We start from the raw sequence: 12,853 nt of genomic DNA, 5'->3' as shown, positions 1-12,853 counted from the left end.
CCTTCACTGTCCGGCTCGAGAACACGTCAGTGAACCGGTCGGTCACGCACACAGACCTCTCGCTGGACCCGGCGAGCCCGGACTACGCGGTGACACGTATCTATGCGGCCGCCCCCGGGCCGCTGCAGTTGACAGCATTCGATCGGGGTGCGCGGCCAGGCGCCGTACCGGCGTTCGGCAGCTACCCGATGCACTGCATGCCGGTGATCTTCGCCGTACACACCGGCATGATCACGTACCCGATCGCCGCCTTCGTCCGGATCGTCGCGAGCTCACCGGTACTGCGCCGGCGGTACTGGCGGAAGGCGTCCGAGTACCTGACCGCCTGCCGCGAGGCCGTCGCCGTGCACGACTGGGAGTACCGCGACGGCGGCTACCTGGTCTGGCCGAAGACCCAGCCGCTGCCGTACGACGGATGCGAGCAGCCGATCAACCAGTCCGTCGGACTCGGGCAGACGCTCGTCGAACTCGCACTGGTGACCGGCGACCCGGCGTACCGGGCGAAGGCGGCGGCAATGGGGCGGATGCTCGCGGCGCAGCTCACCGCCGACAGCGGAGACGCCTACGTCTGGCACTACTGGCCGACGGGCGGGCACATCTACGACGGCTTCGCGAAGACCGGGGACCCGGAGACCGACGTCTCGATCTTCACGCCGTCGGGAGGGCCGGCGCGGCAGTTCGAGGACATCAGCCACGGTGCGATCGACGTCGAGTTCGCCGTACGGGCGTTCCGCGCGAAGCTGGCGTTCACCGGCCGGGACATGAGCCGGATCGCCCGTACCTTCACCCGGAACGTCGCTGCCACCGACCCCGACGGCCTGCCCGCGATCCACACCACCGTCGGCGGCGGTGGCCCGCTCGGCGGCCGGTCGGTCGCCGCTCAGGCACCCCGCTGGATGCAGGTGACACCGTGGGACCCGCAGGTGCATGCTCACTGCCTGGCCCTCTACAACCACAACCAGCCGACGCCGGAACGCGACGGCCAACAGGCCATCGGCTTCGGCTGGCTCCTGGCCAACGTCGCCTACTTGAACTGGGGAGCCCGGCTGAGCGGGAGCTGAGACCGGCTGACGGACGCCGCGCCGTGACATAGCCTGGGGGCGTGGAGGGGGAACCGCTGGTACGGCGGTCCGTGGGGATCGTGATCGCCGGATTGTTGCCGTGGGCATGGTTCGTGGTGCGGGACCGGGCCGGTGTGGTCACCGACGTGGTCGCGATCGTGCTGCCGATGCTCACCCTGGTCGTGGCTGTCGTCGTCGGCGTACTCGGCCGCCGGCGACGGGCCGCGGTCGCGTTCGCGGTGTCGACGCTGCTGGTCGGGATCGTCGCGACGTTCGGCCCGTGGATCCCGCACGGCACCGGTACGGTCGCCGCCGGGCGTGGTGTCCGGGTCGCGGCCGCGAACATCGGCGTCGGCGAGCTCGACGGCGCCGACACCCTGCTCGGGCTGCACGCCGACGTACTCGTCGTGTCGGAGATCGGGCAGCCGCTGACCGAGCGGCTGGCCCAGGCGTACCCGGACCACGTCGCCGACTGGAACGGCCCGTCGATCGGCATCTTCAGCCGCTGGCCGCTGACCGTCCTGGAACAGCCCGGCCCCGACCTGCCCGGTTACCTGCTCCGGGTGCACGCGCCGACGGGCGAGTTCGACCTGATCGCCGTACATGTACCGCGTCCGTGGTGGACCTCCGACGGGTCGACGTACGCGCAATCGACCGACACGGGGCGCCCGTACGAGACAACCGTCGCCGGGCACCACCGCCTGATCGAGCAGATCGCCGCCCGCGTCCAGCGCGACGACCGGCCGGTCGTGGTCACCGGTGACCTGAACACCACCGACCGCGGCCGCGACTACCGGGTGCTGACCAGCCACCTGAAGGACGCGATGCTCGACCACTGGGGCCGTCCGTCCCAGATCGGCAAGTGGGCCGCGCTGCTGGTCCGGATCGACCACCTGATGGTCAAACCCGGCTGGTGTTCCGGCGACAGCTCCTGGTACCCGGTGCCGAAGTCGGACCATCATGGACTGATCTCGACGATCGGGCCGTGTGGCTGACAGGGGCTGACGGAGGCTGATATGGCAGGATTACGACTGTGAGTAGCGGGACGACGGACGCGCAGCGCCTCCAGGACCTGGCGCGGCTGCGGCGCGTCAAGGATCGTATCGACCGCGAATACGCCCAGCCACTGGACGTCGAGGCGCTCGCCCGGGGCGCGCACATGTCCGCGGGGCACCTGAGTCGCGAGTTCAAGCGCGCTTACGGAGAGTCGCCGTACGGGTATCTGATGACGCGCCGGATCGAGCGCGCGATGATGCTGCTGCGGCGCGGCGGGATGAGCGTCACCGACGTCTGCTTCGAGGTCGGGTGCCAGTCGCTCGGCACCTTCAGCACCCGGTTCACCGAGCTGGTCGGGATGCCGCCGAGCGTCTACAAGGACGCGGCCGCCGACGCCACGGTCGGGATTCCGTCGTGTGTCGCGAAACAGGTGACGCGACCGATCAGGAATCGAGAAGCAACTCCAGCCTCGGGCACGTAGCGTGACCCGCATGAGTCTCAAGATCCTGAACAGCTTCCTGCCGCACACCGACCCCGAGGAGTCGCTGAAGTTCTACCGCGACCTGCTCGGCTTCGAGGTCCGGATGGACGTCGGGTACGAGGGGATGCGCTGGATCACGGTCGGCCCGCCCGGCCAGCCGGACACCTCGATCGTGCTCACCCCGCCGGCCGTCGACCCCGGGATCACCGAGGACGAACGGAAGACCATCTTCGAGATGATGGCCAAGGGCACGTACGCCACCGTCGTACTGCAGACCGACGACGTCGACGGCCTGTTCGAGCGGCTGCAGGCCAGCGACGCCGAGGTCATCCAGGAGCCCGTCGACCAGCCGTACGGCGTCCGCGACTGCGCGTTCCGCGACCCGGCCGGGAACCACGTCCGGATCAACCAGGCCCGCTGACCTCACCTTCTGGAACCTTTGGAGCAGACGCGCATGGACCACGTTGCCGACAGCCACGACATGATCCGGGTGACCGGCGCCCGGGTGAACAACCTGAAGGACGTCAGCGTCGAGATCCCGAAGCGCCGGCTGACCGCGTTCACCGGGGTGTCCGGATCCGGTAAGAGCTCGCTGGTGTTCGGCACGGTCGCGGCCGAGTCGCAGCGGCTGATCAACGAGACGTACAGCGCGTTCGTCCAGGGGTTCATGCCGACGCTGGCCCGCCCGGAGGTCGACGTACTGGACGGCCTGACCACCGCGATCATCGTCGACCAGGAGCGGATGGGCGCCAACCCGCGGTCCACCGTCGGTACGGCGACCGACGCGAACGCGATGCTCCGGATCCTGTTCAGCCGGATCGCCGAGCCGCACATCGGCCCGCCGACGGCGTACTCGTTCAACGTCCCGAAGCGCACCGCGACCGGCGCGATGAAGGCGGACAAGGGCGCGGGCCAGACGACGGTCGTCCGCGAGCAGGTGTATGCCGGCGGCATGTGCCCGCGCTGCGAGGGTATGGGCTCGGTCACCGACTTCGACCTGACCGCGCTGTACGACGCCGAGAAGTCGCTGAACGAGGGCGCGCTGACGATCCCCGGGTACAGCATGGACGGCTGGTACGGGCGGATCTTCCGCGGCTCCGGCTTCTTCAACATGGACAAGCCGATCAAGAAGTACACCAAGAAGGAACTGCACGACCTGCTGCACAAGGAGCCGACCAAGATCAAGGTCGAGGGCATCAACCTCACCTACAACGGGATCATCCCGGCGATCCAGCGGTCGTTCCTGTCCAAGGACGTGGACGCGATGCAGCCGCACATCCGCGCGTTCGTGGAGCGGGCAGTGACGTTCACGACCTGCCCGGACTGCGGCGGCACGCGGCTGGGCGAGGAGGCCCGGTCGTCCAAGATCAACGGGCTGAACATCGCGGACCTGACCGCGATGCAGATCACCGACCTGGCCGCCTGGGTCCACAAGCTCAAGGCGCCGTCGGTCGCCCCGCTGCTGAAGGCGCTCGGCGAGGCGCTGCGGGCGTTCGTCGACATCGGGCTCGGGTACCTGTCGCTGGACCGCCCGGCCGGCACGCTGTCCGGCGGCGAGGCGCAGCGGACCAAGATGATCCGGCACCTCGGGTCGTCGCTGACCGACGTCACGTACGTGTTCGACGAGCCGACCATCGGGCTGCACCCGCACGACATCCAGCGGATGAACGAGCTGCTCCTGCAGCTGCGCGACAAGGGCAACACCGTACTGGTCGTCGAGCACAAGCCGGAGACGATCGCGATCGCCGACCACGTGATCGACCTCGGCCCGGGCGCGGGCTCCGGCGGCGGCGAGGTGGTGTTCGAAGGGACCCTCGAGAAGCTGCGGACCAGCGGGACGCTGACCGGGCGGCACCTGGACGACCGGGCCTCGCTGAAGGACTCGGTACGGTCGGCATCGTCGGTGCTGGAGGTCCGCGGTGCCTCGCTGAACAACCTGCAGGACGTCGACGTCGACGTACCGCTCGGTGTCCTCGTCGTGGTGACCGGGGTGGCGGGGTCCGGGAAGAGCTCGCTGATCCACGGGTCGATCGCCGGACGGGACGGCGTGGTGGCGATCGACCAGGGCGCGATCCGCGGGTCGCGGCGTTCGAATCCGGCGACGTACACGGGTCTGCTGGAGCCGATCCGGAAGGCGTTCGCGAAGGCGAACGGCGTGAAGCCGGCTCTGTTCAGCGCGAACTCCGAGGGCGCCTGCCCGGCGTGCAAGGGCGCGGGCGTGATCTACACCGAGCTCGGCGTGATGGCGACCGTCGAGACCCCGTGCGAGGAGTGCGAGGGGCGGCGTTTCCAGGCGGCGGTGCTGGAGTACACGTTCGGCGGGAAGAACATCGCCGACGTACTGGCGATGCCGGTCTCGGAGGCGCTGCCGTTCTTCGCCGACGGCGACGCGCGGACGCCGGCCGCGGAGAAGATCCTCGAACGGCTCGCGGACGTCGGGCTCGGGTACCTGTCGCTCGGCCGGCCGCTGACCACGCTCTCCGGCGGTGAACGGCAGCGGCTGAAGCTGGCCACGCACATGGGGGAGAAGGGCGGCATCTACGTCCTCGACGAGCCGACCACCGGCCTGCACCTCGCCGACGTCGAGCAGCTCCTCGGCCTGCTGGACCGGCTGGTCGACTCCGGCAAGTCGGTGATCGTGATCGAGCACCACCAGGCCGTGATGGCGCACGCCGACTGGATCATCGACCTCGGCCCGGGCGCCGGGCACGACGGCGGCAAGGTCGTCTTCGAGGGGACTCCGGCCGACCTGATCAAGAAGCCGAAGACCCTGACCGGCAAGCACCTCGCGGAGTACGTCGCCTGATCGTTAGTGCGGCTAACGGACCGGTATGCTCGGGTCATGACCAGCGGTGCCGCGGAGATGCCCGACGACAGCGGCCGGGAGACGCCCGACCGGCTCCGCCGGCGGGCCAGCCGGCTGTTGTCGCACCTGACCATGCAGTCGGACCGGCTGGTCACCGACAGCCTCGCGAAGGTCGACGCGCGGCGCTGGCACTACGCGGTGCTGGCGTCGCTCGAAGAGTACGGACCGGGTAGTCAGGCGACGCTGAGCCGCCGTACCGGGATCTACCGCAGCGACATGGTCGGCGTACTCAACGAGCTGGCCGAGCGTGACCTCGTCGAACGCGCGCCGGATCCCGGCGACCGGCGCCGCAACGTCATCACGATCACCGGTGCCGGGCGGCGGTACCTGAAGCAGCTCGACAAGATCCTGGACGACGTCCACGACGAGCTTCTCGCACCGCTGCGCCCGGCCGAGCGGGACCAGTTCGTCCAGCTGCTCACCCGGCTCACCGACCACCACCGACCGCGGAACTGATCAGGAATCGAGAAGCGTCCGGTGGTCGTCCGGAAATAGCGTGGGAGGCGTTGGAAGACCACAGAAACCGGAGATACGAAATGACCACCACGCAAGGCGTCCAGACCATCCTGCACCCGGTGACCGACCTCGAGAGGGCGAAGCCGGTGTACGCCGCGCTGCTCGGCGTCGAGCCGGTCGCGGACTCGCCGTACTACGTCGGTTTCGAGGCCGCCGGCCAGCAGATCGGCCTGGTCCCGAACAGCGACATGACCGCGCCGATCGCACACTGGCACGTGACCGACATCGAGGACCGCATCAAGGCGATCGTCGCCGCCGGCGGTGCCGTCAAGTCGCCGCCGAAGGATGTCTCGAACGGCCGCCTGGTCGCGCTCGTGACCGACCCCGACGGCAACGTGCTCGGCCTCCTCCAAGACCCGTCCTGACAATGTGCAACCTCCCCCAGGAGGTCCGCGCCGCCCTGTACGGCGTCCATCGTGAGCCCGACGTACCACCTGCTCCGCCGGAAACTCACCTGCCCGCCGAGGAGCCCGTAGGGCATCATCTGCTGCATGACTGAGCGCAGCGTTCGGCACGTGCTGTTCGATGCGGACGGGGTGCTGCAGAACCTTCCGGGTGGGTGGTCCACGGCGATGGAGCCGTACCTGGGCGAGCGGGCGGAGGCGTTCCTGCACGAGACCTGGTCCGACGAGCTGCCGATGCTCGCGGGCCAGGGGGACTACCTGCCGTTGCTGGCGGCCTCGTTGGAACGGTACGGCGTACGGACGTCGGTGACCGAGGTGTACGACGCGGTGTGGAAGAACATCGTGCTGATCGAGGAGTCGCTCGACGTCGTGCGAGCACTCCGGCGAAACGGGTACGGCGTACACCTCGGCACCAACCAGGAGAAGTACCGCGGTGCGCACATGCGCACCGCGCTCGGGTACGACGAGCTGTTCGATGTCAGTTGCTACTCCTACGACCTCGGCGTCGCGAAGCCCGACCCGGCGTTCTTCACCTGTGCCGCCACCCGGATCGGCGCCGAGCCGAGCACGATCCTGTTCATCGACGACATCGAGAAGAACGTCACCGGCGCCCGGTCCGCCGGCCTGCGCGCCGGCCAATGGGACTTCACCCAAGGCCATGACACCCTGCACGCGCTCTTCCGGGAACACGGCGTCGACGCCACGGCGTGAACAGAGGGTTGCCTTCCGTGTCAGGGGCGGGTGAGGATTCTCGGCCATGAGACGACGCGACTTCCTCGGCCTGACCCTGGCGACCGCGGCCGCCGGCGCCACCGCGCTCCCGGCCCGCGCGACCGCCCCCGCGCTGGAGCTGACCCGCCCGTACCGCGTCTTCATGAAGCGCGGACTGAGCGCCGGGGCGTGGGTGACGACCCCGCAGACCGGGCGGTACGCCCCAACCGCCGCGGAGTGGCTCCAGTCGTCGTTCACCCAGCCGACCTTCTACGAGCGCGACTTCTACAACCCCGCGCTGATGAGTTCCCTGCCGCGGAACACGCCGTGGGGGATCGCGGCATACCCGCGCGACGTCGTATGGGGGCAGCTGAACCGCGGTCCGGCGCCGGACGAGCAGATCCTCTGGACGCCGGAGCAGCGTGCGAACGCGAAGAACCTGCTCACGTTGAACGTCGGCGACGAGGAGCAGTACAGCGAGCAGATGATCGAATGGCTGCGGCAGTGGTTCGGGGTGATTCGCACGCAGGTCGGTGACGACGTACTCGTGCACAACAACCAGACCGGTGTGCTCTGGCCGGAGCCGCAGATGCACACGTACATCGAATACGCGAAGCCGGATCTGCTGACCACCGACTGGTACCACTTCCAGTCGCCGGCGCCGTACGAGACCGGGAACCTCACCGACCCGTACGACGACATCGCGCACTACCGCCGGGTCTCACTCGCCGGGCTGGACGGGGACTATCGGCGGCCGATCGCGTTCGGGCACTACTCGCAGGGCTTCAAGGGCGGCGCCAACGACGCGTACGACTACGTGCCGTCGGAGTCCGAGCTGGCGTTCCTGTACTTCATGCCGTGGACGATGGGCGCCCGCTGGGTGATGTGTTTCCGGTGGGAGCGGGACCCGGCGGTGTTCCTGTTCAACCGGCCGGACGGCAGCCACTCGCCGCAGTTCGGCCAGTTCGCGAACATCGTCCGGCAGAGCCGCACGCTGTCGCCGTACCTCGTGCAGCTGCTCACCCAGGACGTGCATTTCCTGACCGGCGTCCATCGCGACCCCACGGGGGCGATCGTGCCGAACCGGAAACCGGAGTGGATCGACTCGTTCACGCCGGACCCGGCCGGGATCGTCGACGTGAGCGCCCGCGACATCGGCGGCGCGAACGACGGGCATCCGGGGGACGTGCTGATCGGTACGTTCCGCCCGCTGCCGGGGGTCGGGTGGCGGCCGGGGCGGCGCGCGTTCATGGTGCTGAACGGGCTGATCGCGCCGAACCCGTCGGGCGGCTCCGACGCCACCGGCGGGTTCGCGGCCGGCGGACGCCAGGAGATCACGCTGACGTTTGCCCACAGCAACCAGCTGCTCCGCGTGGACCGGCGTACCGGACGGCCCGTTCCGGTCCCGTTGCGGCGTTCGGCGGGAACGTCGCGGGCAACCATCACCGTCGACGGCGGATTCGCGGACCTGCTGATCCTCGACTGAGTAATGTGTGCGCAATGGATCTGCGCGCGATGTACTCGTCCCTGCCGGGTGTGACCGGGCTCGAGGGTCTGAGCGATGCCTGGTACTGGAGCAACGCGCCCGGCCTCGACTCGACCGCGGCGCTGTGCGGGGATCATGCGTTCCAGGCGTTCGCGCTGGACTCGTACGACGAGGGTCTCGCGGTGGCGATGCTGACGTTCTGCCGGGAGCACAGCACCGAGCTCCTGGCAGACGGCCCGCTCGCGGTCGCGAAGGGTTTCAGCCACCCCGGGTACGGCTTCGACCTGGTCGTCGCGATGTCTCCCGCGGTGCACGGCCTCTACGCGGACGATCCGGCCGCGCACGAGGCGGTGCGGGCCGTGATCCCGGCGTACCACTGCGAGTTCGCCGGCGACGAGGACCTGCGGGACGCGAACTACCGCCACAACCGCGCGGCGGGCGTACCCGGTACGAGATGGAACCGCGAACCACGCCCGTACGTGAAGGTCCGCTACCGCGGCGACAACGGCCGCCTGGCCCCACGCCGCGGCTTCGCCCAACTCAACCTGCTCTCCTCCTGGTACACCACCCACGAAGGCCGCCCCGACCTCTTCGTAGAGTTCGAGAACTACCGCCACGAGGTCCACACCATCACCTGGACCAACACCTGGACCCTCACCGGCCCAGACGGCATACCAACGCCCTACCCCGACCGCACCGACCTGGCCGCCAGAGTCAACTCCATCCTCACCACCTGACTCAGTGTTTGCCTGCCAGGCGGATGGCGGAGAGCAGGAAGAAGATTCCGCCCAGGAAGGCGTACCCCGCGACCGAGGTGAGTGACGCTTTGGTGCCGTCTGCCATCAGGATGAAGCTGGTGCCGGCGAGTGCGGAGATGGCGCCGCTGAGGATCATCGGGAGTTGGGCGCCGAGGCGGTAGCGGAGGATGGCGACGAGCAACTGGACGAGGCCGGCGGTGATGGCCCATGCGCCCCAGACGCGGAGGACGCTCGGGATGCCGGAGGCGGCGGCGAGGGCGACGCCGAGCGCGGCGAGCAGGCTCAGGGCCATGTTGGCGTACAGGGGAGTCTTCGGGCGGGTGGTGCCCGACGTACGGAAGTCGACGATCGCGGCGGCGACGTCGAACAGGGGATAGAGCACCAGCAGTACGCCGGCCACCGGGGTGATGGTCTTCGCGATCGCCAGCATCAGGATCGCCCAGACGAGCGCGAACCCGAAGCGGACGAAGTACAGCGTGCGCAGCGTGGTGGTTCCGGCGCGGTTCTCGAGGGTTGCAGTGGACACGAGGGTCTCCTCAACGGAGTAGATAGAACGATCGGTATACGTGGGAGTCTGCACCACGGTTGGATTTAATGCAAGACCGATCGTTCTATCTGCTACCGTCGAAGCAGCACGTCGACCAGATGGGGAAGTGGATGTCCGAAGCACGGCTGCGACTGCTCAACACGGCAACAGGCCTCTTCTACGCAGAAGGGATCCACGCCGTCGGCGTCGACCGGGTGATCGCGGAAGCGCAGGTCACGCGCGCCACGCTGTACCGGCATTTCCCGAGCAAGGACGACCTGACCGTCGCGTACCTGACTGCCGTGGACGACGCGATGCGCGCCCGGGTGACCGACGCACGTACCGCCCCGACCCCCGACGACGTCATCCGCAAGGTCGCCCAGGCCATCACGGGCGACATCCGCAGCAAGGGCTTCCGCGGTTGCGCCTTCCTGAACGCCGCCGCCGAGTACCCCGACCCCACCCACCCCGTCCACCAGGCCGTCCTCCGGCACCGCGACTGGTTCCTCACCACGATGACCGAACTCTTCACCGCCACCGGAAAACCCGACTCCGAGCCCGCCGCCCAGCACTTCGTGATGCTCCGCGACGGCGCCATGACCGCCGGCTGCCTGAGCGACCCCGACCCGATCTGCGCAACCTTCGAACGCGGCGTGGACGGACTCCTCACGTACCGCAGCCGGCAGCCGGATTGACCTTGACCTTAGGGGAATGCCGAGGGTCGGTGTCAGGCGCACCGGCGCCCTAGGCGAGAGGATGGGACCCACGTGCTGACCATCGGCGAGTTCGCGCGGGCCAGCGGGCTGACCGCGAAGGCGCTCCGCTTGTACGACGAACTCGACCTGCTGACGCCCGCCGCGGTGGATCCGTACAACGGCTACCGGTACTACACCGACGACCAGGTCGACCAGGCACGCCTGGTCGCCCGGCTCCGCTCGGCCGCCGTACCGCTGCCACGGATCGCGGCGATCATCCGCGCGGCCACCCCGCAGGCCGCCGCCGACGAGGTGCTGTCGTACTGGCGCCACGTCGAGGCGGACCGCGCCTCGGCACGCGAGGTCATCACTTCTCTCGTTGCCCTTCTCACAGGACAGGACAACACCATGGCCGCACCCGAAGCACTGAACATCACCCTCGGCGAACTGATCGCCGGCGTGTACGAGGACCTCCCGGACGCCGACGACCTGACCCGGATCGCCGAGGCCCGCCGCCGCGCCCGCGCGCTCACCGACCTCGGCGAGCAACTCGTCGACCACTACGTGAGCGAGGCCAAGCTGAGCGGCGCGTCGTGGAGCGACATCGGCGACGCGCTCGGTACGAACGCCGACAAGGCCCGCGCTTCCGACGTCTTCGCGCGCTACACGAACCTGAACCGGCACTGCATCGTGCTCGCCCAGGAGGCCGCCCGTACGCACAAGAACGACCTCATCGGTACCGAACACCTCCTCCTCGGCCTGCTGTCGGAGCCCAGGGGACTGGCGTACGACGTACTCACCGCACACGCCACCTCCGAGCAACAGGTCCGCGACGCGGTCGAGGCGGCGCTGCCGGCCGCGGGGGAGGAAGCGCTGCAGGGGCACATCGCGTTCGGTCCGGACAGCAAGGACGCGATCAAGGAGACGCTCCGCGCGGCGGGCGAACTCGGGCACGACTGGGTCGGTACCGAACACACCCTGCTCGGGCTGATCCGCGTCGAGGACAGCGGCGCGGCCCGGGTCCTCCGTGAGCTCGGGTTCACGTCCGGCAGCCTGCACGAGACGATCAAGACCGAGGCCGCCGCGCGGCTCGCGGAGTAGTTGCTCAGGACAACGGGAGATACGCGCGGCAGGCGTCGACGTTGTGCAGCTCGATGTCGGTACGGCGGTGTTGCTCCCAGGTCTCTCGGCTGAGCCGCCACCGGTTCAGCAGGGCGGGTTCGCCGCGGCGCGTCGCCCGGTCGAACCCGTCCGGCGCGTACCCGAGGCCGCGGGAGATCGCGTTCGACGCCTGGTTGTCCACGAACGCGTCGCTGGTCGCCTCCTTCGCGCCGAGGCCCTCGAACGCGAGCTGCAGGATCGCCTGCCGCATCTCCTTGCCGAGTCCGCGGCCGCGGTGGTCGACGGACAGCCAGGAGAACGACGTGACGGTGCCGAAAGTGGAGAAGCTCGCGCCGACGACGTCCTGCATCCCGACCGGCTCGCCGTCGACGACAACCACGAAGTACAGCCGCCACCTGTCGGCGTCGACGTTCCCGCGGCCGCGCCAGATCGACCGCAACCACTTGACCACCCGGATATCAGGATCGGTTTCGTGGAACGAGATCGGGTCGTCGTACGGCGACGGCTCGGCGTTCATCTTGCCCGCGTGCACGACCGGCGCGAGCTGGTCGAGCAGCTCGTCCGTGGCACCACGCAGCTCGAGCACCGGCGTACTGACGCGCACATCGAGGAGGGGATAGCTCAGCATCACAAGGAACCTTACTGGTCGAAGGCAGGAAACACGCACGGCGGGGGACAGGTGGCATCGCTCCAGCGGGCAGCCATCGCGGCAGCGAGCTCACTGAACCACGGGCAGGCGGGACACCCGGCTGGCGAGGGCAGCCGCCGCGCCGACCGCGAGCAGCTGGTCGTGGTCGTCCAGTGCGACGGTACTGCGGTAGGCGTCGTCCGCGGCCCGGATGATTGCTTCCGGCAACATGCACCAGTTCGCACTGTGGTGGGGGAACGGGTAGTGCAGGAACGATATGTCGAACCCCGGGTGGCTGAAGCGCGCGCCTTCGAAGTCGACCAGCCGTACGCCGTGGTCAGTCACGAGTGCGTTCGTTCCGAACTCCGCCAGCGCCGCTTCGTGCTCGGCGCGACGGCCCAGCGTGGTGACGTGCAGCCGTCCGACGGTCCGTGCGAAGTCGATCATCGCGGCGGCGGCGCGGTCCGGGTCGTCGCCGAGCAGGACGGCCTCGAGCGTCGGCCACGTACCGAGATCCGATTGGACGACGACGCCGGCCTCGTCGTCGGTCAGGATGACCCGTGCCGCGACGTCGCTGGCCTCAGCGGTGCGCAGTCCGGCGAC

At 69.0% G+C, this 12,853-nt stretch carries 14 protein-coding genes and 1 pseudogene; 12 read left to right on the top strand and 3 right to left on the bottom strand.

The window, feature by feature from the left end; translation table 11 throughout:
- The 10 genes and pseudogenes from VFF46_RS19730 to VFF46_RS19685 all read left to right on the top strand — a co-directional run.
- Nucleotides 1-1,061: pseudogene (locus tag VFF46_RS19730) on the top strand (hypothetical protein); the annotation flags it as partial.
- A 41-nt stretch (nt 1,062-1,102) separates the two neighbouring features.
- Complete coding sequence (locus tag VFF46_RS19725) at nt 1,103-2,056, top strand: endonuclease/exonuclease/phosphatase family protein (RefSeq protein ID WP_325038628.1); 954 nt, start codon at nt 1,103-1,105, stop codon at nt 2,054-2,056.
- 38 nt (nt 2,057-2,094) lie between these two features.
- The gene (locus tag VFF46_RS19720; protein ID WP_325038627.1) at nt 2,095-2,538 is read left to right on the top strand and encodes a helix-turn-helix transcriptional regulator; all 444 of its coding nucleotides are present in this window, start codon (nt 2,095-2,097) and stop codon (nt 2,536-2,538) included.
- Nucleotides 2,539-2,548: 10 nt separating this feature from the next.
- A complete protein-coding gene (locus tag VFF46_RS19715; protein ID WP_325038626.1) occupies nt 2,549-2,959 on the top strand; it encodes a VOC family protein in 411 nt (136 codons plus the stop codon).
- Nucleotides 2,960-2,992: 33 nt separating this feature from the next.
- Nucleotides 2,993-5,344 carry an excinuclease ABC subunit UvrA gene (locus VFF46_RS19710; RefSeq protein WP_325038625.1) on the top strand — a complete coding sequence of 784 codons (2,352 nt, stop codon included), beginning with the start codon at nt 2,993-2,995 and terminating at the stop codon, nt 5,342-5,344.
- A gap of 36 nt (nt 5,345-5,380) precedes the next feature.
- A complete protein-coding gene (locus tag VFF46_RS19705) occupies nt 5,381-5,860 on the top strand; it encodes a MarR family winged helix-turn-helix transcriptional regulator (protein WP_325038624.1) in 480 nt (159 codons plus the stop codon).
- Nucleotides 5,861-5,940: 80 nt separating this feature from the next.
- Nucleotides 5,941-6,285: a VOC family protein gene (locus VFF46_RS19700; protein WP_325038623.1), complete on the top strand. Its 345-nt coding sequence runs from the start codon at nt 5,941-5,943 to the stop codon at nt 6,283-6,285.
- Nucleotides 6,286-6,411: 126 nt separating this feature from the next.
- Nucleotides 6,412-7,035, top strand: coding sequence for an HAD-IA family hydrolase (locus tag VFF46_RS19695; RefSeq protein ID WP_325038622.1), 624 nt, complete (start codon nt 6,412-6,414; stop codon nt 7,033-7,035).
- A 46-nt stretch (nt 7,036-7,081) separates the two neighbouring features.
- Nucleotides 7,082-8,521, top strand: coding sequence for a hypothetical protein (locus VFF46_RS19690; RefSeq protein ID WP_325038621.1), 1,440 nt, complete (start codon nt 7,082-7,084; stop codon nt 8,519-8,521).
- Nucleotides 8,522-8,535: 14 nt separating this feature from the next.
- Nucleotides 8,536-9,258 carry a hypothetical protein gene (locus VFF46_RS19685; protein ID WP_325038620.1) on the top strand — a complete coding sequence of 241 codons (723 nt, stop codon included), beginning with the start codon at nt 8,536-8,538 and terminating at the stop codon, nt 9,256-9,258.
- A gap of 1 nt (nt 9,259) precedes the next feature.
- Here VFF46_RS19685 and VFF46_RS19680 read toward each other — a convergent pair whose 3' ends face one another.
- Entirely contained in the window at nt 9,260-9,805 is a 546-nt protein-coding gene (locus tag VFF46_RS19680) for a hypothetical protein (RefSeq protein WP_325038619.1), read from the bottom strand.
- A 68-nt stretch (nt 9,806-9,873) separates the two neighbouring features.
- Between VFF46_RS19680 and VFF46_RS19675 the strand changes: the two genes are divergently transcribed.
- Together VFF46_RS19675 and VFF46_RS19670 are read left to right on the top strand one after the other, a co-directional pair.
- Complete coding sequence (locus VFF46_RS19675; RefSeq protein ID WP_325038618.1) at nt 9,874-10,500, top strand: TetR/AcrR family transcriptional regulator; 627 nt, start codon at nt 9,874-9,876, stop codon at nt 10,498-10,500.
- Nucleotides 10,501-10,572: 72 nt separating this feature from the next.
- Nucleotides 10,573-11,601 (top strand): Clp protease N-terminal domain-containing protein, encoded by a 1,029-nt coding sequence (locus VFF46_RS19670; RefSeq protein ID WP_325038617.1) that lies wholly within the window; start codon nt 10,573-10,575, stop codon nt 11,599-11,601.
- Nucleotides 11,602-11,605: 4 nt separating this feature from the next.
- On the opposite strand, the gene VFF46_RS19665 is transcribed toward VFF46_RS19670, so the two are convergent.
- Both VFF46_RS19665 and VFF46_RS19660 read right to left on the bottom strand, forming a co-directional pair.
- Complete coding sequence (locus VFF46_RS19665) at nt 11,606-12,250, bottom strand: GNAT family protein (RefSeq protein WP_325038616.1); 645 nt, start codon at nt 12,248-12,250, stop codon at nt 11,606-11,608.
- 90 nt (nt 12,251-12,340) lie between these two features.
- Nucleotides 12,341-12,853, bottom strand: a 513-nt coding sequence (locus VFF46_RS19660) for a hypothetical protein (protein ID WP_414673075.1), incomplete at its 5' end; no start/stop codon positions are given.

Source organism: Kribbella sp. (assembly GCF_035655035.1).
In the GTDB taxonomy this organism is placed as follows: Bacteria; Actinomycetota; Actinomycetes; order Propionibacteriales; family Kribbellaceae; genus Kribbella.
The sequence above is the reverse complement of the archived record's forward strand: the minus strand, read 5'-3'. Positions and strand labels throughout refer to the sequence as shown.

Bases quoted from the DNA above. Each gene is read 5' to 3' on its own strand.
- VFF46_RS19705 (WP_325038624.1), top strand. From the start codon at position 5,381: ATGACCAGCGGTGCCGCGGAGATGCCCGACGACAGCGGCCGGGAGACG.
- VFF46_RS19685 (WP_325038620.1), top strand. From the start codon at position 8,536: ATGGATCTGCGCGCGATGTACTCGTCCCTGCCGGGTGTGACCGGGCTC.
- VFF46_RS19715 (WP_325038626.1), top strand. From the start codon at position 2,549: ATGAGTCTCAAGATCCTGAACAGCTTCCTGCCGCACACCGACCCCGAG.
- VFF46_RS19695 (WP_325038622.1), top strand. From the start codon at position 6,412: ATGACTGAGCGCAGCGTTCGGCACGTGCTGTTCGATGCGGACGGGGTG.
- VFF46_RS19710 (WP_325038625.1), top strand. From the start codon at position 2,993: ATGGACCACGTTGCCGACAGCCACGACATGATCCGGGTGACCGGCGCC.
- VFF46_RS19665 (WP_325038616.1), bottom strand. From the start codon at position 12,250: ATGCTGAGCTATCCCCTCCTCGATGTGCGCGTCAGTACGCCGGTGCTC.
- VFF46_RS19690 (WP_325038621.1), top strand. From the start codon at position 7,082: ATGAGACGACGCGACTTCCTCGGCCTGACCCTGGCGACCGCGGCCGCC.
- VFF46_RS19700 (WP_325038623.1), top strand. From the start codon at position 5,941: ATGACCACCACGCAAGGCGTCCAGACCATCCTGCACCCGGTGACCGAC.
- VFF46_RS19675 (WP_325038618.1), top strand. From the start codon at position 9,874: ATGCAAGACCGATCGTTCTATCTGCTACCGTCGAAGCAGCACGTCGAC.